The organism is Cryobacterium sp. MP_3.1 (genome assembly GCF_035984795.1).
Taxonomy (GTDB): Bacteria; Actinomycetota; Actinomycetes; order Actinomycetales; family Microbacteriaceae; genus Cryobacterium; species Cryobacterium zongtaii.
On sequence record NZ_JAXCHV010000033.1, the window covers coordinates 1 to 19,259 of the forward strand.

17 protein-coding genes are annotated in these 19,259 nt (G+C 68.8%); 14 read left to right on the top strand and 3 right to left on the bottom strand.

Features of this window, described 5'->3' with window-relative positions; all coding sequences use genetic code 11:
- Positions 1 to 121 precede the first annotated feature (121 nt).
- Positions 122 to 1,126: an alpha/beta fold hydrolase gene (locus RCH12_RS15815; protein WP_327017507.1), complete on the top strand. Its 1,005-nt coding sequence runs from the start codon at positions 122 to 124 to the stop codon at positions 1,124 to 1,126.
- A gap of 93 nt (positions 1,127 to 1,219) precedes the next feature.
- Positions 1,220 to 1,606 carry a DUF7882 family protein gene (locus RCH12_RS15820; RefSeq protein WP_243399309.1) on the top strand — a complete coding sequence of 129 codons (387 nt, stop codon included), beginning with the start codon at positions 1,220 to 1,222 and terminating at the stop codon, positions 1,604 to 1,606.
- 4 nt (positions 1,607 to 1,610) lie between these two features.
- On the opposite strand, the gene RCH12_RS15825 is transcribed toward RCH12_RS15820, so the two are convergent.
- Positions 1,611 to 2,432, bottom strand: coding sequence for a carbon-nitrogen hydrolase family protein (locus RCH12_RS15825; RefSeq protein WP_327017508.1), 822 nt, complete (start codon positions 2,430 to 2,432; stop codon positions 1,611 to 1,613).
- A gap of 104 nt (positions 2,433 to 2,536) precedes the next feature.
- Here RCH12_RS15825 and RCH12_RS15830 point away from each other — a divergent pair, with 104 nt between their 5' ends.
- From RCH12_RS15830 to RCH12_RS15875, 10 genes are all read left to right on the top strand, one after another.
- Complete coding sequence (locus RCH12_RS15830) at positions 2,537 to 3,211, top strand: response regulator transcription factor (protein ID WP_103432584.1); 675 nt, start codon at positions 2,537 to 2,539, stop codon at positions 3,209 to 3,211.
- Positions 3,212 to 3,224: 13 nt separating this feature from the next.
- A complete protein-coding gene (locus RCH12_RS15835) occupies positions 3,225 to 4,604 on the top strand; it encodes a sensor histidine kinase (protein WP_165789147.1) in 1,380 nt (459 codons plus the stop codon).
- Between the two features lie 72 nt (positions 4,605 to 4,676).
- Complete coding sequence (locus RCH12_RS15840) at positions 4,677 to 6,224, top strand: glycosyltransferase family 39 protein (protein ID WP_327017509.1); 1,548 nt, start codon at positions 4,677 to 4,679, stop codon at positions 6,222 to 6,224.
- A gap of 96 nt (positions 6,225 to 6,320) precedes the next feature.
- Positions 6,321 to 7,061, top strand: coding sequence for an NUDIX hydrolase (locus RCH12_RS15845; RefSeq protein WP_103432587.1), 741 nt, complete (start codon positions 6,321 to 6,323; stop codon positions 7,059 to 7,061).
- A complete protein-coding gene (nadA, locus tag RCH12_RS15850) occupies positions 7,058 to 8,389 on the top strand; it encodes a quinolinate synthase NadA (protein ID WP_103432588.1) in 1,332 nt (443 codons plus the stop codon). The genes RCH12_RS15845 and nadA overlap by 4 nt, the downstream gene beginning before the upstream one ends.
- Before the next feature lie 2 nt (positions 8,390 to 8,391).
- Positions 8,392 to 10,014, top strand: coding sequence for an L-aspartate oxidase (nadB, locus tag RCH12_RS15855; protein ID WP_327017510.1), 1,623 nt, complete (start codon positions 8,392 to 8,394; stop codon positions 10,012 to 10,014).
- Positions 10,008 to 10,868 carry a carboxylating nicotinate-nucleotide diphosphorylase gene (nadC, locus tag RCH12_RS15860; RefSeq protein WP_327017511.1) on the top strand — a complete coding sequence of 287 codons (861 nt, stop codon included), beginning with the start codon at positions 10,008 to 10,010 and terminating at the stop codon, positions 10,866 to 10,868. The genes nadB and nadC overlap by 7 nt, the downstream gene beginning before the upstream one ends.
- Positions 10,869 to 10,896: 28 nt before the next feature.
- Positions 10,897 to 12,039 carry a cysteine desulfurase family protein gene (locus RCH12_RS15865; protein ID WP_327017512.1) on the top strand — a complete coding sequence of 381 codons (1,143 nt, stop codon included), beginning with the start codon at positions 10,897 to 10,899 and terminating at the stop codon, positions 12,037 to 12,039.
- Positions 12,040 to 12,273: 234 nt separating this feature from the next.
- Entirely contained in the window at positions 12,274 to 15,027 is a 2,754-nt protein-coding gene (gene adhE / locus RCH12_RS15870; RefSeq protein ID WP_327017513.1) for a bifunctional acetaldehyde-CoA/alcohol dehydrogenase, read from the top strand.
- A gap of 148 nt (positions 15,028 to 15,175) precedes the next feature.
- Positions 15,176 to 15,544 carry a hypothetical protein gene (locus RCH12_RS15875; protein ID WP_327017514.1) on the top strand — a complete coding sequence of 123 codons (369 nt, stop codon included), beginning with the start codon at positions 15,176 to 15,178 and terminating at the stop codon, positions 15,542 to 15,544.
- Between the two features lie 50 nt (positions 15,545 to 15,594).
- Here the strand turns inward: RCH12_RS15875 and RCH12_RS15880 are convergent, their stop codons facing one another.
- Both RCH12_RS15880 and RCH12_RS15885 read right to left on the bottom strand, forming a co-directional pair.
- Positions 15,595 to 16,263: an arsenate reductase/protein-tyrosine-phosphatase family protein gene (locus RCH12_RS15880; protein ID WP_103432593.1), complete on the bottom strand. Its 669-nt coding sequence runs from the start codon at positions 16,261 to 16,263 to the stop codon at positions 15,595 to 15,597.
- 27 nt (positions 16,264 to 16,290) lie between these two features.
- Entirely contained in the window at positions 16,291 to 16,725 is a 435-nt protein-coding gene (locus tag RCH12_RS15885) for an arsenate reductase ArsC (RefSeq protein WP_088455521.1), read from the bottom strand.
- Between the two features lie 153 nt (positions 16,726 to 16,878).
- On the opposite strand from RCH12_RS15885, the gene arsD reads away from it, so the two are divergent.
- Both arsD and arsA read left to right on the top strand, forming a co-directional pair.
- Entirely contained in the window at positions 16,879 to 17,355 is a 477-nt protein-coding gene (gene arsD / locus RCH12_RS15890; protein ID WP_327017515.1) for an arsenite efflux transporter metallochaperone ArsD, read from the top strand.
- Positions 17,355 to 19,244 carry an arsenical pump-driving ATPase gene (gene arsA / locus RCH12_RS15895; protein ID WP_327017516.1) on the top strand — a complete coding sequence of 630 codons (1,890 nt, stop codon included), beginning with the start codon at positions 17,355 to 17,357 and terminating at the stop codon, positions 19,242 to 19,244. The genes arsD and arsA overlap by 1 nt, the downstream gene beginning before the upstream one ends.
- The last annotated feature ends 15 nt before the right edge of the window (positions 19,245 to 19,259 follow it).

Here is a 19,259-nt window from a genome sequence, read left to right on the forward strand (position 1 = left end):
GGGCTGGACATGGTGGGACTTCCTGATTCTCGCCCTACGTCAAACGGCGGACTTGCTCTGAGCTACTGGCCTCAACTCACCCTGACACGTAGGGCACCGCCGGCCGCGCCGAACCCCTGTCATGAGCACCGCCACCGACGTCCAGGCCGGGTTCGACACCGACCTGGGCTATTGCCCGTTTGCGCTGTCACACGACTCCAGCCGGCTGGGTCTGGGCACGAGCCTGATCGACACGACCCTCGGTCCGGTCACGGTGCGGCATGGTCGGCGCACCGCGACGGGCTCCACCGGCACCGCGACGATCCTGCTGCACGGTGCGGCAGGATCGTGGACCACCTGGACGCCGCTGATCCGCGCTGCGGACCGGCTGCCCGCGCCCCCGCTCGAGAACCTGATCATCCCGGACCTCCCCGGCTGGGGCGACACTCCCCTGGCGATCGACGAAGATGCTGAGACCATTGAGTCCCTCGCCGCGGCCGTAGCCGAGATCGCGCGGGCCCTGGGGTATCGGCGCTGGCGGGTGATCGGGCACTCGCTGGGCGGGTTCGTCGCTCTCGAGCTCGCGGCGAGCAGACCCGGGCAGACGAGCTTCGTCGGATTGGTGTCCGCGACGACGTTCGGTGTCATCGACAGCGTGCGGCATCCGTTGTCCCGGTTCGCCGTGCTGCCCGGCTTCACGGCCCTGCTCGGTGTGATGAGGATTCTCTCGGCGTGCGGCGCGGCCGGCCGCGGTCTGGCAGCCGGGCTGAATCGGCTGGGCTTGCTGCGCCCCGCGGTGGCTCCGTTGTTCAGCAACATCCGCCGGGTCGACCGGAGCGTGCTGTCCGCTTTGGCCGCCGAGACTCGGCCACGCTCGTTCACCCTGGCCGCCGGCCGGGCCGGGCGCTACAACGCCGAGGCGTCTTGGGCCCGCATCGAGTGCCCGGTGCGATCGGTGCACGGCGACGGTGATGTCTTCGTCGGCGACCACGACGACCGGCGACTGGCCCGCGTGATCGCCGACCTCGAGGTCACGGTGCTCACCGGCACCGGCCACTTCGGCCACGTCGAGCGTCCGCTCGACACCCTCATGGCTCTGCATTCCCCCGAATTCCTTGCGCTTTGCCGGGCAGCAGAGGAGAGTTGAGGGATTCTCCGGTTCTGCTGTCAGTGCCCCATCATCGCTTTCACCCGTTCCCGGCACCGAGCGTGGCCAATCTGGAAGTGAACGCGAAGACTCATGGGCACCCTGACCTACGACCGGGTCGTCGTTGAATTCGACGACAGGATCCTGACGCACCTGCAAGTCGTGATCGTGCAGAAACTCCGCCGTGGCGAGAGCTTCCTTTTCTCCTGGCGCAACGCCATCGAGGTCGGCGACGGCCGCAGTTCGGCGTGGATGAATCCGGCGATACCGCTGTACTTCAAGTTCACCGGCGGACACACCCCGACTCTCAACCCGGAGTGGATCGCGCAGTTGACGCGCTCGGCCAACAGCTCGCAAGGGTTGATCGCCACCAGCGAAGAACGCGCCATCGATTCCAATCACGCGGGTGGGATGGATGTGACGTTCGCGGTGAAGTCGGCCTCCGCGTTGCCGAAGTCGTCGGTGGCCGCGCCGGAATGAGCGCTTAGAGCGGCACCGTGCCGAAGCGGCGCAGGGCAAGGGCGGGGTTGACCCGTCGCACCTCGGCGAGCCGGGCAGCGGAGATCCAGCCGACAGCCACATCCGTCGTTTCGCCGATCGTAACCAGCTCAACACCCATCGGGTCGACCACCATGCTCGCGCCGACGCCGCTCGGCGGCGCATGGTCTGCCGCCGCGAGATAGACGGTGTTCTCGAGTGCCCGCGCCGTGACCAGGGTGCGCCAGTGCTGCTCCTTGAGCGGTCCGCGCACCCACTCCGCGGGGACGAGCACAAGGTCGGCGCCGGCATCGACAAGACGGCGGGTGACCTCGGGGAACCTGATGTCGTAACAGGTCTGCAGGCCCACGGTGAGACCGGCAACGACGAAGGTCTCCGGCGCTTCGATGACACCGGCGAGCACCCGGTCGGATTCCCGTGACCCGAACGCGTCGTAGAGGTGCAGCTTGCGATACCGCGCCACGACCAGCCCGGCGGGGTCGACGGCGACAAGAGTGTTCTGCACTCGGTGGGGGTCGTCGGTGCGCTCGAGCATGCCGGCCACGATGTGCACGCCCAGATCCGCGGCCAGGTGACCCAGCGCGGTCACAAACGGTCCGTCGAGCGCTTCGCCGGCGGCAACGGATGCGTCACCCAACCGGCTCTCGAAGAACGACGAATACTCGGGGAACACCACGATGCGCGCCCCGCGCGCCACGGCGGTACCGGCCAGCGAGCGCATCACGGCCAGATTCGCCGCCTGATCAGCGCCGGGCGCGAACTGCGCCACGGCCACCCCGAGTTCGTCGCTCGCGCGCGCATCCACCATGTCGTCAGCCTAGCGGCGGCTTCCCAGCTTGCCATCGGCAGGTCGCGAGCGAAGCATCACGCAACGTGCCAGCATGAGACCCTGGTGCGAGCGAAGGGTGACGGATGAAGATCTTGGTCGTGGAGGACGATGACCAGATGGGTGCCCTCATCGAACGGGGCCTGCAGGCCGAGGGGTACGAGACGGTGCGGGTCTCCACCGGGGTCGACGCACTCATCGCCCTCAAAGGGGACGGCTTCAGCCTGGCAGCCATCGATGTGATGCTGCCCCAGATGTCGGGTTTTGAGATCTGCCGCCGCATCCGCGAGTCGGGCAACACCATGCCCGTGCTGCTGCTGACCGCACGCGACACCGTCGACGACAGGGTTTTCGGCCTGGACAGCGGGGCCGACGACTACCTCACCAAGCCGTTTGCGTTCGCCGAGCTCTCTGCCAGGGTGCGTGCCCTGCTGCGCCGCCGGTCGATGGGCGCCCCGACCACCGTGGAGATCGGCAATATAGTGCTCGACTCCCGCGACCTGCGGGTGACCGTGGCCGGACGTGCGGTGTCGATGAGCCCCAAGGAGGTGGCGTTGCTTCGGCTGCTCTGCAGCAGGGCCGGCACCACGGTCGATCGCACCACCATTCTCGAAGAGATCTGGAACGGCACCAACCACATCGACCCCAACATCGTCGACCAGTACATCAGCTATCTGCGCCGGAAGATCGATACCGATGCCGCGGGCGTGCGCATCGTCACCGTGCGAGGCACCGGTTACGCCGTGGAGCTCGCCGGATGAGGCGGCCCTCCCGGTGAGTGGCCCCCGGGGCATCTGGTTGCCCGCGCTGTCGATCCGCGCGCGCATCACCTTGGGCAGCCTCCTCGTCGCGACCCTGTTGTTCAGCACCGCCGCGTTCTTCGTCCGCCTCGAGGTGCAATCGATTCTCACCGATTCGAACGAGACCATGCTGCGCAACGACGCCGAGTCCCTGCTGGGTCAGCTCGCGACGAACCCCGCCGAGGCCATCCAGAGCCCGAGCGAGGGCCAGCTGCTGGCCATCGTCGACCCGACCGGGACGGTGCGGAAGTCGTCGCTGCCGCGCAGCCTGGACCGGCAGCTCGACGCCCTGATCGACGTGGGTGCCGAACCGCAGATCGTGACCACCCCCGCCGCCACCTACCTGGTCTCGGCGACGCCGGTGACCTCGGATTCGGGCGACTGGCTCGTCATAGCCGCCCGCAGCCAGCAGGCCCCCACCCTGCTGCTCGATGAGCTCACCGGGGTGCTCGTGCTGGGCACGGTGATCCTCACCGCCGGGTTCGGACTGGCCTCCTGGCTGCTCACCGGCGCGGCGCTGCGCCCGGTGACCCGCCTGCGTGAGGAAGCCGAGAGTCTGAGCACGACGGGCTCCTCGGCGCAGCTGCGGGTTCCAGCCGGCAAGGACGAGGTGAGCGAGCTCGCCCGCACCCTCAACGACTTCATCAAGCGACTCCGGCGCGGCGTGGACCGCGAAAAACAGATCGTGTCGGATGCGAGTCACGAACTGCGCACCCCGCTCGCGGTGCTTCAGGCGCAGCTCGAGCTGGCCCATCTCGACTCCGGCGATGCCCCTGCTCTCGAGCGCGACATCCGAGACGCGTCGGCAACAGCCGGGCGCCTGAGCCGGCTGGCGACCAATCTGCTCGAGCTGAGCAAGCTGGAGAGCGTGCAGTCGCCGCCGGAGACGGACTGGACCGGTCTGGTCGACGAGATCACGGCGTCGGTCGACCGGGCGCGAGTGATGCGGGACGGCCACGAACTCGAGGTCGTCTACCGAATCGACGATGACGATCCGGTGGGTCGCTACGGCGTCTCGGCCACGAATATGGGCCAGCTGCTCGACAACCTCATCTCCAACGCCGTCACGGCGATGGCGGGCCACGGCGGCGTCACCGTCTCACTCTCCCGCTCAGGCTCCGGCGCGCTGATCACCGTCATCGACACCGGCCCCGGCCTGCCGGAGGAGTTCATTCCCTTGGCGTTCGACAGATTTTCCAGGCCGGACAACGCCCGGTCAAGCAGCTCCGGCGGATCGGGCCTGGGCCTGGCCATCGTCCACGCCATCGTCGAGCGCGCCAACGGCACGGTCCTGCTGCGCAACACCGGCAGCGGACTTGCGGTCGAGATCCGGCTGCCGCGGCACGTTCCCTAGCGGCACTTTGTGAACCCGTCCGGTCGCTGAGGCCCCTCGTCGGTAAACGTTGGAGGGTTCTAGGGTCTGGAGGTGACGACTGTTCTCGCCTCTCCGCTCGTCGAGGCCCCGGAGCCGACGCGACACGGTCGGCGCGGCTTCGCCGCTACCGCGGCCCTGCTCGGCCTGGTCGGCTTCCTGGTGTCGGTGGCCGGATCCTGGCAGCCCTCCTACTGGGGTGACGAGGCAGCCAGCGTGCTCTCCGCCGAGCGGTCGCTTCCGTCGCTGTTTCGGATGCTCGGCACGGTCGATGCCGTGCACGGCGTCTACTACCTGCTTCTGCACGGCTGGATCGACGTGTTCGGGACGTCGGAGTTCGCTACCCGACTGCTCAGTGCCCTGTCCATCGGCGCCGCGACGGCCGGCACCGCCGTCTTGGCCCGGATGCTCGTCAACCCGCGCGTCGCCCTGTTCGCTGCCCTCGTCTTCGCGGTGCTCCCCCGGGTGACGTATATGGGCGCTGAGGCCCGGTCCACGGCCCTGGCCACCATGGTCGCGGTGTGGTGCACGGCGCTCCTCGTGCACATCGTGCGGTCCAAGCCCACCACCGCCACACTGACCGTGGCGCTCTGGGCCGGCTACGCGGTGCTGCTCGCCTCGGGCATCGCCGTGTTCGTTTACATCGCGCTGCTGGTGCCCGTGCACGCGCTGCTGGCGACCCTGCTGACCCGGCACAGCCGTCGCGTCACCGTGCTGGCGTGGGCCGGCGGGGTGGGCGCCGCGCTGGCGGTGGCCTCCCCGATCATCATCCTGGCCCACACCCAGCGTGACCAGATCGCCTTCCTGGCCCGACGCGCCCAGGCCAGCCCGCTCGACGCCGCCGTCCAGCAGTGGTTCGGCACTCCGGCCCTCGCCGCCCTGGCCTGGCTGTTGATCGCGGTCGGCTGCCTGACCGCTTTCGTCCCCCGGTTCCACGGCGTCGGCGTGAACGCCGGGCCCGGGCGGGCACCGCGGGGCGAACTGGTCGTCCTGCTGGCCTGGCTGGTCGTCCCGAGTACCGCCCTGCTGATCGGCACCCACCTGATCACGCCGATGTACGCCTATCGCTACCTCTCGATCTGCGCGCCGGCGGCCGCCATCCTGATGGCCGCGGGCATCGTGGGGCTGCGGCCGTTCTGGGCTCGGGCGACCACCCTGCTGCTCGTGGTGGCCCTGGCGGCACCCGGGTATCTCGCGCAACGCTCGGACTTCGCGAAGGACCACGGCAGTGACTGGCGCCAGACAGCCGACATCCTGCGCGCAGAGGCCCGACCACGCGATGCCGTCGTCTTTGACGAGAGCACCAGGCCGTCGCGGCGCCCGCGCCTGGCCGGTCACCTCTATCCGGCGGCGTTCGTCGGGCTGAACGACATCACCCGCGACGAGTCGTTCGAGAACACCGACGGGCTGTGGGACCGCACACTCCCGCTCGAGGTGGCCGCCTTCCGGCTGGCTGGAACCGACAGAGTCTGGCTCCTGCAGAATGTCGGGAGCCGGGGAACGACGACCGGAACCGACCTTGCCGTGCTCCGCGAGGCGGGTTTCTCCGTCGTGTCGTCCCGCACGATCAACCGCACCATCCTCATTGAAATGACGAGGTAGACGAGGCTGTGAGCCCGGGGTGTGACTTCTGGTCACGATGACTATATGATGGACCTCACGTTAGAGTCATATTGACCTTTACTCGAGGGATGCCCGATGACCGATCTACACCCGCCTGTGCTTGCGGTTTCGACGGTCATTTTCGCGCTCCGGCCCGACGTCGAGTCCGGCTTCATGACGCTCTGGCTTCCCCTGGTGCGCCGCACCAGGGACCCGTACCTGGGCCTGTGGGCGCTGCCGGGTGGCTGGCTGCCGCCCGAGGAGGAGCTCTCCACCGCCGCGGCCAGCACCCTGCGGGAAACCACCGGCCTCTCCCCCAAGTACCTCGAGCAGCTGTACACCTTCGGCGATCTCAGCCGCTCCCCGGGTGGCCGCGTCGTCTCGATCGTGTACTGGGCTCTGGTGCAGTCCACCGAGGCCGACCTCGCCGCCGTCGATGAGAACGTGCAGTGGTTCCCGGCCGACCGGCTGCCCGAGCTCGCGTTCGACCACAACCACATCGTCGAGTACGCGCTGTGGCGTCTGCGCACCAAGGTGGAATACTCCCGCATCGCGCACGCCTTCCTCGGCGAGACGTTCACCCTCGCCCAGCTGCGCGACGTGCACGAGGCGGTCCTGCGCAGAGCACTCGACCCGGCGAACTTCCGCCGCATGATCGAGTCGACGGGGACCGTCGTCGACACCGGGCTCCGCCTGGCCGGGGTACCGCACCGGCCGCCGCGGCTCTACCGCTACAACGACTCCCACTCCATCGCCGAGGGGCCCCTGGGCTCCACGGTCGGCTGGCCCGAAACTCCCCTCCAAACCACCCCGCACTCCCCGAGGAGCACGACATGACCATCGCATCGGTCGACCGCACCATCCGTCTGATCAGCACGGGCAAAAGCACGGGTAGCACCTGCACCCCCGACCTCGCCGTCGACCCGTGGTACTTCGACGACAAGGCCCCCGGCTACGGACCCGGCTCCTCGATGGGCGACGTCATCCCCACCGGATCTCCCCGCCAGGGCGAGCTGCCCGCGCGCTACCGCACCGCATCCAACGGCGAACTGGGCGACTGGATCCGGGCCGCCAAGGCCACCCTGGGCGACCGTGTTGTGGTGCTCGGCCACTTCTACCAGCGCGAAGAGGTGCTGCAGCACGCCGACTTCATCGGCGACTCCTTCCAGCTCGCCGTGGCCACCCAGAGCCGGCCGGATGCCGAAGCCATCGTCTTCTGCGGCGTGCACTTCATGGCCGAGACCGCCGACCTGCTGTCCCGCCCCGAGCAGGCCGTGATCCTGCCCAACCTCGCCGCCGGCTGCTCGATGGCCGACATGGCCGACATCGATTCCGTCACCGAGTGCTGGGAACAGCTCGAAGAGCTCTACGGCACCGAACCGGATGCCGACGGGCGCGTCCCGGTGATCCCGGTCACCTACATGAACTCCTCCGCGGCGCTCAAGGGCTTCTGCGGCGAGCACGGCGGCATCGTCTGCACCTCCTCGAACGCCGAGACCGTGCTGAAGTGGGCCTTCGAGCGCGGCCAGCGAGTGCTGTTCTTCCCCGACCAGCACCTGGGCCGCAATACCGCCAAGGCCATGGGCGTTCCCCTCGAGCGGATGCCGATGTGGAACCCCCGCAAGGCCCTCGGCGGCAACACCGAGGCCGAACTCGAGAACTCGCAGGTGATCCTCTGGCACGGCTTCTGCAGCGTGCACCGCCGCTTCACCGTCGAGCAGATCGAGGCAGCCCGCGTTGAGCACCCCGGCGTGCGCGTGATCGTGCACCCCGAGTGCCCGATGGCGGTCGTTGATGCGGCCGACGAATACGGTTCCACCGACTACATCGCCAAGGCCATCGCGGCCGCACCGGCCGGGTCGACGTTCGCGATCGGCACCGAAATCAACCTCGTGCAGCGCCTCGCCGCCCAGTACCCGCAGCACACCATCTTCTGCCTCGATCCTGTCGTCTGCCCGTGTTCCACCATGTACCGCATCCACTCCGGCTACCTGGCCTGGGTGCTCGAAGCCCTCGTGGGCGGCGACGGCGTGCCGGCCGAGGTGCTCAACCGCATCACGGTCGCCGACGACGTCGCCGGGCACGCCAGGGTGGCGCTCGAACGGATGCTCGCCGCCAAGCCGCCCGCGGCCGGCCCCGTCGCCCCCGTCGTGACCGGAGCCTGACCATGACGCGCGTGCTGGTCGTCGGCAGCGGCCTCGCCGGGCTGATCGCCGCGGTGCGGGCGACCGATGCCGGCCACCGGGTGACCCTGGTGACCAAGGCCGCCCTTTCCGAAAGCAACACCCGCTACGCCCAGGGCGGCATCGCCGCGGCGTTGTTCCCCGACGACTCCACCGACGCCCACATCCTCGACACCCTGCGCGCCGGCGCCGGACTCTGCGACCCAGCCGCCGTGCGGGTGCTCTGCGAGGAAGGCCCGGCCCGGGTGCGCGACCTGATCCGGTTCGGCGTCGACTTCGACCGCGACGAATCGGGCATCACCCGCGGGCTCGAGGCCGCGCACTCCAGGTCCCGGGTGCTGCACGCCGGCGGCGACGCCACCGGCGCCGCCATCGAGACCGCGCTGGTGGCCACGGTGCAGGAGCGCGCCAAACGCGCCCACGCCCTCGGCGGCGACCAGATCACCATCCACGAACACACCATGCTCGTCGACCTGATCGTGACCGACGCCCCCGGCTCGGCCCGGGTGACCGGCGCGATGCTGCTCGGCCCGGACGGCACCCGACACGCTGTCGCCGCCGACGCCGTGATCCTCGCCACCGGAGGCGCGGGAGCGCTGTACCGGCACACGACCAACCCGACCATCGCCACCGGCGACGGTGTCGCCGCAGCCTGGCGGGCCGGCGCTGCCGTTGCCGACGTCGAGTTCTACCAGTTCCACCCGACCGCGCTCGCGGTGCCCGGCACCCCGCTGGTCTCGGAGGCCGTTCGTGGCGAGGGCGCCGTGCTGCTCACCAGCACCGGTGAACGGTTCATGCCGGCCATCCACCCGGATGCCGAGCTCGCGCCCCGCGACATCGTGGCGCGCAGCATCGCCGCCCAGATGAAAAAGCAGGGCGGCGCCCCGGTACTGCTGGACGCCACCGGGCTCGGCCGAGACCTGCTCGAGAGCCGGTTCCCCACCATCACGGCCGCCTGCCGCGCCGCCGGTCTGGACTGGGCGGTGCAACCGATTCCGGTCGCTCCGGCCGCGCACTACTGGATGGGCGGAGTCGCCACCGACGGCTGGGGCCGCACCTCGCTGGCCGGCCTCTACGCGGTGGGTGAGGTGGCCCGCACCGGAGCACACGGCGCCAACCGGCTGGCATCCAACTCGCTGCTCGAAGCCGCTGTCTTCGCCGACCGGGCCGTGCGGGCGCTCGACGCTGAGGACCAGCGACCGCCGCTGTTCGACGACCTCGACGCAGTTGACGAACTCGGCAGCGACCCGGATGAGGCCGGCACGCTCGTCGACCGCAGCACCCTGCAGGATCTGCTGTGGGAGGCCGCCGGGGTGCACAGGTCCGGCTCCGGCCTGACCCGGGCCGCCGTGACCCTGGCCGGGTGGCGGGCCGTCGACCGGGCCAGGGCCACTGTCGCCGAGCTCGAGACGGGCAACCTGCTCGACCTCGGCCGCCTCATCGTGGCCGCAGCCCTGGCCCGCGAGGAATCCCGCGGCGCCCACCACCGCGCCGACTTCCCCGACAGCCGCCCGGAACTCGCCCGGCCGCGCTTCACCCGGCACCCGGCGTCAACCCGCCCTCTTGTCACAGTTCCATCGCAGCCTTCGGAGGCCATCGCATGCTGACCACACACGCCATCGACACCGTCGTGCGGGCCGCCCTCGACGAGGACGCCCCGTGGGGGGACCTCACCAGCGAGATGCTGATCCCCGCCGACGCCGTCGCCACCGCCCAGCTGGTGGCCAGGGAAGCCGGCGTGTTCAGCGGCGGAGCCGTGTTCGCTGCGGCGTTCCGGCTCATCGACCCGCGCATCACGGTGCACCTCCACGTCACCGACGGAGCCACCTTCGCTCCGGGCGACCTGCTCGCCGAGGCGTCGGGCCCGGCCCGCGGCATCCTGCAGGCAGAACGGATCGGACTGAACTTCGTGCAGCGGATGAGCGGCATCGCCGCCCTCACCGCCCAATACGTGGCCGAGACCGCCGGCACCGCGGCCCGCATCGTCGACACCCGCAAAACCACACCCGGCCTGCGCGCGTTCGAACGCCAGGCCGTGCGCGACGGGGGCGGCCACAACCACCGGTTCAGCCTCTCCGACGCCGTGATGGCCAAGGACAACCACCTTGCGGTGCTGAGCGCCGGCGGCATCGGCCTCACCGAGGCGCTGCTGGCCGTACGCGCCAAGCTCTCGCACACCACCCACTTCGAGGTCGAGGTGGACACCCTCGAGCAGATCGAACCCGTGCTCGCGGCCGGCATCGACACCATCATGCTCGACAACTTCGACGCCGACAGCCTCCGCGAGGGCGTGCGCCTGGTCGCCGGCCGGGCCATCGTGGAGGCCAGCGGCGGCGTCTCGCTCGACACCGTCAGACGCATCGCGGAGTCCGGCGTCGACGTCATCTCGGTGGGCGCCCTCACCCACAGCGTTCGCTCGCTCGACCTGGGCCTGGACGTGGTGATCCTCACCGAGGATTGACCGCCCCTTCCCCGAACCCGGAGCAGCCATGATCTACCTGGACAACGCCGCGACGACGCCGCTGCGCCGCGAGGTCGCCGAAGCCATCTGGCCGGTCATGACCCGCGGCTTCGGCAACCCGTCCAGCCACCACCGGGTGGGTGAGGCCGCGGCCGCCACGCTGAAGACCGCCCGGGCCCGCATCGCCGGAGTGCTCGGCTGCCGGCCCGGCGAGATCACTCTCACCGGCGGCGGCACCGAGGCCGCCAACCTCGCGGTGAAGGGCCTCGCCCTGGGCTCCCCGCGCGGCCGGCACATCATCACCACCGCCCTCGAACACGAGGCCGTACTCGAATCCTGCGACTATCTGCGCCGCCTGCACGGCTTCGAGATCGCCCTGCTGACCACGGATGCCTCCGGCCGGGTCGATCCCGCCGAACTCGCCCTGGTTCTTCGGCCCGACTCCACCCTCGTCACCGTGCACTACGCCAACAACGAGATCGGCACCGTGCAGCCCATCCGGGAACTCGCCGCCATCGCCCGCGCGGCCGGTGTGCCGTTCCACACCGACGCCGTGCAGGCCGCCGGTTGGCTGGAGCTGAACGTCGCCGGCCTCGGGGTCGACGCGCTGAGCATCTCCGGCCACAAGCTCGGCGCGCCCCAGGGCGTCGGCGCGCTGTACCTGCGCGGTCGCCTGCAGGTCGAACCGGTGCTGCACGGAGGCGGCCAGGAGCGCGGCAGGCGCAGCGGCACCGAGAACGTGGCCGGGGCCGTTGGACTCGCCGTGGCCCTCGACCTGGCCGAGGCCGAACGGCGGGAGCTCGCGCCCGCTTTGACCGTGCTCCGGGACGGGTTCATCGCGGCGGTCCTGGAGAGCACCCCCGGCGCGGCACTGACCGGTGACCCGCTGCACCGGCTGCCCGGCCATGCCTCGTTCACCTTCGCAGGCACCGGCGGCGAGGCCGTGCTGCTCGAGCTCGAACGCCACGATATCGTCTGCTCGAGCGGGTCGGCCTGTGCCGCCGGCAGCGACGAGCCGTCGCACGTGCTCACGGCCCTGGGCATCCCGGCCGATCTCGCCCAGACCGCCGTGCGGTTCACCCTGTCGGCCACCACCACCGCCGCGGAACTGACCGAGGCGGCCACCCGGGTGCGCGAGGCCGTCGCCGCCGTGCGCGGCCTGGCCGGCTGACCAGCGCCCCGGCCGCCCCCTCGCTCGCACCTGTTCCCGAAGCGGACAACTGCGTCCGGCACACCGGGCGCAATCGTCCGAACGGGGCACAGTTGCGGTGCAGGGCGAACGGATGCTGAACGGGCGCCGAAAGCCAGTGAACGTGGGACCTTTGGCCCGTGTTTCGGGCGTTCCGGCAGCCTATGTTTGAACCAGAGACAAAGATCCCAGATCGGGTTGTCCAGGAGGAAAACTATGACGATCACAGACCAACCAGTCGCCACTCCCATAGCTACGAAGATCGACACCCTGGTTGCCGCCGGCAACGTCGCGCTGAAGGACTACGCGGACTTCACCCAGGAACAGATCGACTACATCGTCAAGAAGGCTTCCGTCGCCGCGCTGTCTCAGCACGCCTCGCTCGCCGTGCACGCCGTCGCTGAGACCGGCCGTGGAGTCTTCGAAGACAAGGCCGTGAAGAACCTCTTCGCGTGCGAGCACGTCACCAACAGCATGCAGAACCTCAAGACCGTGGGCATCATCAGCCGCGACGAGCTCACCGGCATCACCGAGATCGCCGAGCCCGTCGGCGTCATCTGTGGCATCACCCCGGTCACGAACTGTACGTCCACCGCGATCTTCAAGTCGCTCATCGCGCTCAAGACCCGCAACCCCATCATCTTCGGCTTCCACCCCGCCGCGCAGGAGTCCTCCGCGGCCGCCGCCCGCGTCGTCCGCGACGCCGCCATCGCAGCAGGCGCACCCGCCAACTGCATCCAGTGGATCGAACAGCCGTCCCTCGAAGCCTCCACCCTGCTGATGAACCACCCCGGTGTGGCCCTCATCCTCGCGACCGGTGGAAACGCCATGGTCCGCGCCGCGTACTCCTGCGGCAAGCCCGCCCTGGGCGTCGGCGCCGGCAACGTGCCCGCCTTCATCGAGAAGAGCGCCAAGCTCAAGCGTGCCGTCAACGACGTCGTGCTCTCGAAGGCCTTCGACTACGGCATGATCTGCGCTTCCGAGCAGGCCGTCATCATCGAAGAGCCCCTCTACAACGAGGCCATGGCCGAGTTCAAGATCCTGCACGCCTACCGCACCAACGCAGAAGAGAAGGCCCTCCTCGAGGAATTCATCTTCGGTGTGCAGGCCAACTCGGAGAACTGCGCCGGCGCCAAGCTGAACCCGAACGTCGTCGGCAAGTCGCCGGTGTGGATCGCCCAGCAGGCCGGCTTCAGCGTTCCCGAAGAAACGTCGATCATCCTGGTCGAGGTGTCCGGTGTCGGACCGCACGAGCCGATGACCCGCGAAAAGCTGGCACCGGTGCTCGCCGTCATGCACGCCAAGGACGCCGAAGAGGGCATCTCGCTCTCCGAGCAGATGGTGGAATTCGACGGACTGGGCCACTCGGGCTCGATCCACAGCGAGAACCCCGCGATCATCGAGGAATTCGGCAAGCGCGTCAAGGCTGTCCGCATCATCACCAACGCCCCCAGCTCGCTCGGTGGCATCGGTGACATCTACAACGCGTTCATCCCCTCGCTCACGCTCGGCTGTGGTTCGTACGGACACAACTCCGTCTCGAACAACGTCTCGGCGATCAACCTGATCAACATCAAGCGCATCGGCCGGAGGAACAACAACTTGCAGTGGTTCAAGATCCCCGCGAAGACCTACTTCGAGCCGAACGCCATCCGTTACCTGGCCGACATGCGCGACGTCACCCGGGTCACCATCGTCACCGACTCGACCATGACCCGCCTGGGCTTCGTCGACAAGATCCTCGACGTGCTCAACCGCCGCGAGGGCCGCGTTGCCCTGCAGATCATCGACAACGTGCTCCCCGAGCCCACCGTTGCCGCCGTCGAGAAGGGCGCAGAGGAAATGCGCGCCTTCAAGCCGGACACCATCATCGCCCTCGGTGGCGGTTCGCCGATGGACGCCGCCAAGGTCATGTGGCTGCTGTACGAACACCCCGAAATCGACTTCGCCGACATGAAGGAAAAGTTCTTCGATGTGCGCAAGCGCGCGTTCAAGTTCCCCGACCTCGGTGAGCTCGCCAAGCTGGTCTGTATCCCGACCACCTCGGGCACCGGTAGCGAGATGACCCCGTTCGCCGTCATCACCGACGACGTCACCGGCGTCAAGTACCCGCTGGCCGACTACGCGCTGATCCCGTCCGTCGCGATCATCGACCCCGTGCTCACCGCCATGATGCCGTCGTTCCTCGCCGCTGACTCCGGCTTCGACGCCCTGACCCACGCCACTGAGGCGTATGTCTCGGTGTACGCGAACGACTTCACCGACGGCCTCTGCCTGCACGCGATCAAGCTGATCTTCGAGAACATCGAGACCAGCGTCAAGGGCACCATCGGCAGCACCGATGACGCCGTGATCAAGGCTCGCGAGAAGATGCACAACGCCGCATCGATCTCCGGTATGGCATTCGGTAACGCCTTCCTGGGCATAGTCCACGCCATGGCTCACGTCACCGGCGCGCAGCTGCACCTGATCCACGGCCGGGTCAACGCGACCTACCTGCCGCACGTGATCCGGTACAACGGCACCGTACCGACCAAGCTGACCAGCTGGCCCAAGTACGAGCACTACATCGCCCCGGAGCGCTTCCAGGAAATCGCGAAGCACCTCGGCCTCCCGGCCTCCACTCCGGCCGAGGGCGTCGAGTCCTACGCCAAGGCCGTCGAGAAGCTGCGCGACCAGGTCGGCATCAAGCCGTCCTTCCAGGCACAGGGTGTCCCGGAAGAAGACTTCATCAGCCGTCTCGACTCGCTCGCCATGGGCGCCTACGGCGACCAGTGTGCACCCGCCAACCCGCGGATGCCGATGCTGGACGACATGAAGACCCTCATGGAAGCCGCGTACTACGGCACGTCGTTCGCCGAGGTTCGCGCCGGACGCGCAGCCGTGGTTGACGCAGCGCACGAGACCGGTGCAGTGGTTGCCGCCCTGACCGAGGACGCCAAGAAGCCCGCCCGCAAGGCCGGCAAGTAGGCTCCACGCGTCACAGCAACAACCGTTCGACCTGCACCACCACAACGGCCCCGCACTCGCGTGCGGGGCCGTTTTGTGTTGCGAGAACGGTGCTGGCGGCCGAAGACGCCAGTCGCTCCTCACCACCCATTGGTGTTAGATGGGAACTGTGGGCAACTCGACTGACACTCCGCACGGCAACTCTGACGCTGCTGAACCCGACTCAGCCCGCATCCCGGAGGACGATCAGGACGAGGCTCGGAGCTCCGGCCGAACCGCCCAGGATCAGAAGATCGAGAAGATCCTGGTGGATGCACACCGCCGGGACGATGAGGCCGACATCCGAGATGTCGAGTCTGACAAGCGCGCGGAAGCCGCCGACCTCGAGGCCTTTCTGGACACCAGCGAAACGTACTCAGGCCACGGAGAACGGCGAGCAGCAGCGCTGGACCGCTCCCACGCCAAGAGCGATCGGCAGTCCTCGGCCGACGATCGAGCCGAACTCACGAAGCACAAGGACACCCCGAACCCGGACTAGCCGAATTCCCGGCGCCACGCCGAGGCGGCTGAGCTGCGGGCCGGGTCTGATCAGGCCGGGAGGGCCTGGGGTTCCACACCGACACTGGTCAACAGCGTGACGACGTGGGCGCGGATATCGTCCCGGATGTCCCGCACGGCTTCCAGCGACTGTCCAGCCGGGTCGGCCAGCTCCCAGTCCTGGTAGCGCTTGCCCGGGTAGACCGGGCAGGCGTCGCCGCAACCCATGGTCACCACGACGTCGGCGGCCTGCACCACGTCGTCCGTGAGGGGCTTGGGAAATTCTTCGCCCAGGTCCAGGCCGATTTCAGCCATGGCCTCGATCACGGTGGCGTGGATCTCACCGGACGGCATCGAGCCGGCGCTGCGTACGTGAACCCGCCCGCCGGAGAGGTGCGCGGTGAGGACGGCGGCCATCTGGGACCGGCCCGCGTTCTGCTCGCAGACGAAGAGCACTTCGGGGACGTCCCGCGCAATCGCGCCCTTGGCCTGGGCGAGCGCGGTGAGCCGGTCCGTGGCGAACCGAACCGTGCGAGCGGCGACGTGTGCGCGCACCGTCGATCCGCGCAGGAGGCTGGTGTAGGACTCGAGCACGTATCGTTCCACGGTCTCGAGGCCGAAGATGCCGGAGAACTTGAGCGAGAGCTCGTCGGAAAGACGGTGTAGGTAAGCCTCCGGGAACGTGAGGCCGGGAAGGGGGCGACGGTCCGAAACATCCATTGTCTGCGCCTTGTCGGGTGTCGGTGGTCAGGCGGTGACGGGGAGGATCTCGGCGAGCAGCTTCTCGATGCGCGCCTTGATGTCGTCGCGGATCGGGCGCACCGACTCGATGCCCTGACCGGCCGGGTCGGCCAGCTCCCAGTCCTCGTAGCGCTTGCCGGGGAAGATCGGGCAGGCATCGCCGCAGCCCATGGTGATCACGACGTCGGAGTCCTTGACGGCCTCGGTCGTGAGGATTTTGGGCACGTTGTGTGCAATGTCGATGCCGTCTTCGGCCATGGCCTCGATGGCGACGGGGTTGATCTGGTCCTTCGGCTCGGAGCCGGCCGAGAGCACCTCGACGCGACCTCCGGAGAGCGCCGTCAGGTATCCGGCGGCCATCTGGGACCGGCCGGCATTGTGCACGCAGACGAACAGAACTGTGGGCTTGGCGGCGGACGTACCTGCGCTGAGGTCAGACATGGGGATTCCTTCGGCTGGTGATTGATCGACATCTGTCAATATAGACGATTCACGCCGACTGCGGCACCCGTGCCGAAATTGTCTTGAGCCGCACACGCGCCGTTCACCTCCCGTTCACCCGCTCCCGGCTCCGGTCGGCAATGGTGTAAATCGATGCACGTCGATATGCTGGGATGGCCGGATGCGCTCGACACCGTGTCGCATCGCCCGGCGGATACCGAGGCTCCCATGACGTCCATCCAGATCTTCGAACCCGGCCTGTGCTGCGGCACCGGCATTTGTGGTGTCGACGTCGACCAGCAGCTCGTGACGGTGTCGGCCGACATCGACTGGGCGACCTCGGCCGGCGGCAGCGTGCGCCGGTTCAACCTCGCCCAGGAACCCCTGGCGTTCGCCGAGAACGAGACCATGCGCAGTTTCCTGCACACCGTGGGCCAGGAAGGTCTTCCCGTCACCATGGTCGACGGCGCCACCGTGCTCACCGGCCGGTACCCGTCCCGCCCCGAGTTGGCCAAGTGGGCCGGCCTGGGCGCCCCCGCGGCCGAAGACCGGCCGTCGCTGCTCAGTGCCGCCCAGCCCGCCGCCTCCGCTGACGGCTGCTGCGGCGGCGGCGGCGAAAGCTGCTGCTGATGACCCTGGGCACCGAGACCCTTCTCGACCCCGGTACCCGCAGCTCCCCCGCCTTCCTGGCGGATGCCCCGCGGTACCTGTTCTTCACCGGCAAGGGCGGCGTCGGCAAGACCTCGATCGCCTGCGCAAGTGCGATCCGGCTGGTCGAGGGCGGCGCATCCGTGCTCCTGGTCAGCACCGACCCGGCCTCGAACGTCGGCCAGGTGTTCGGCGTCAGCATCGGCAACACCGTGACTCAAATCGACGCCGTGCCCGGGCTCGCCGCGCTGGAGATCGACCCGGAGCAGGCCGTTCAGCAGTACCGCGAACGCATTGTGGGTCCGGTGCGTGGCCTGCTGCCCGCCGCGGAGGTCGCCTCGATCGAGGAGCAGCTCTCCGGCGCCTGCACCACCGAGATCGCCTCATTCAACGAGTTCACCGACCTTCTCACGGATGCCGCCTGGACCGCCGCGTACGACCACATCGTCTTCGACACCGCACCGACCGGGCACACCATCCGGCTGCTGCAGCTGCCCGGCGACTGGACCGAGTTCCTCACCGCAGGCAAGGGCGACCCCTCGTGTCTGGGCCCGCTGTCCGGCCTGGAGAAACAACGCGCGGTATACGCGCAGGCCGTGGCGGCCCTCGGCGACCCCGCGCGCACCCGCCTGGTTCTGGTCTCCCGCGCCCAGCAGTCCACCCTGGCCGAGGCCGCCCGCACCCACACCGAGCTGGCCGCGATCGGCATGGACCGGCAGTACCTGGTGATCAACGGTGTGCTGCCGGGCCCGGATGCCGAGCTGCCCTCACCCGGAACGCCGCACCCCGCGGGGATCGACGACCCACTCGCGGCCGCCATCCGCCTGCGGGAACAGCGGGCGCTCGACGCCCGCGACCCGGCACTGGTCGCGCTGCCCACCGATTACCTGCCACTGCTGGCCACGAACATGGTGGGCCTGCCCGCTCTCCGCGGCCTCCTCCCCCACGACGGCAGCACCGTGAGCCCCGAGCCCGCCGCCGAGCTGCCCAGGTCCGGACAAGTTGCCCCCGCACACCTGGGCAGTTCGTCCGTTGCGGGGCAACTCGGTGACGCCGGCCTTGCGGTACTGGTGGACCAGATCGCCGCCGACGGCCACGGGCTGGTGATGCTGATGGGCAAGGGCGGCGTGGGAAAGACCACCATGGCAGCCGCCGTCGCCGTCGCCCTGGCCGAACGCGGCTTCGCCGTGCACCTCACCACAACAGACCCCGCCGCGCACCTGACCGACACGCTCGCCGGCGAACTCACCAACCTCGAGGTCTCCCGCATCGACCCGGCCGTGGAGATCGAGCGCTACACCGAGCACATCCTGTCCACCAAGGGCACCCGCCTCGACGAGCAGGGCCTGGCCATGCTGCGCGAAGACCTGCGATCACCGTGCACCGAAGAGATCGCCGTCTTCCAGGCCTTCTCCAAAGTGACCCGGGAGGCCAAGAACAAATTCGTGGTGCTCGACACCGCCCCCACCGGGCACACCCTGCTGCTGCTGGATGCGACGGGGTCCTATCACCGGGAGGTCGCCCGCCAGATGGGAACCACGATGCACTTCGTCACCCCGATGATGAAGCTGCAGGATCCGGCCCAGACCAAGGTATTGCTGGTGACCCTGGCCGAGACCACTCCCGTGCTCGAGGCCGCCGGCTTGCAGGAAGACCTGCGGCGTGCCGGCATAGAACCGTGGGCGTGGATCGTGAACAACTCGATCGCGGCGGCGTCACCGACCTCGGCGCTGTTGAAGCGCCGGGCCGCCAACGAGCTGGCCGAGATCGACGCTGTCCGCACCCGGTACGCCGCCCGCATCGCTATCGTGCCGCTTCTGGCGGTGGAGCCGATCGGCATTCCGGCGCTGGCCGGCCTATCTGGGACTTAACGCAAAAGTCCCGGC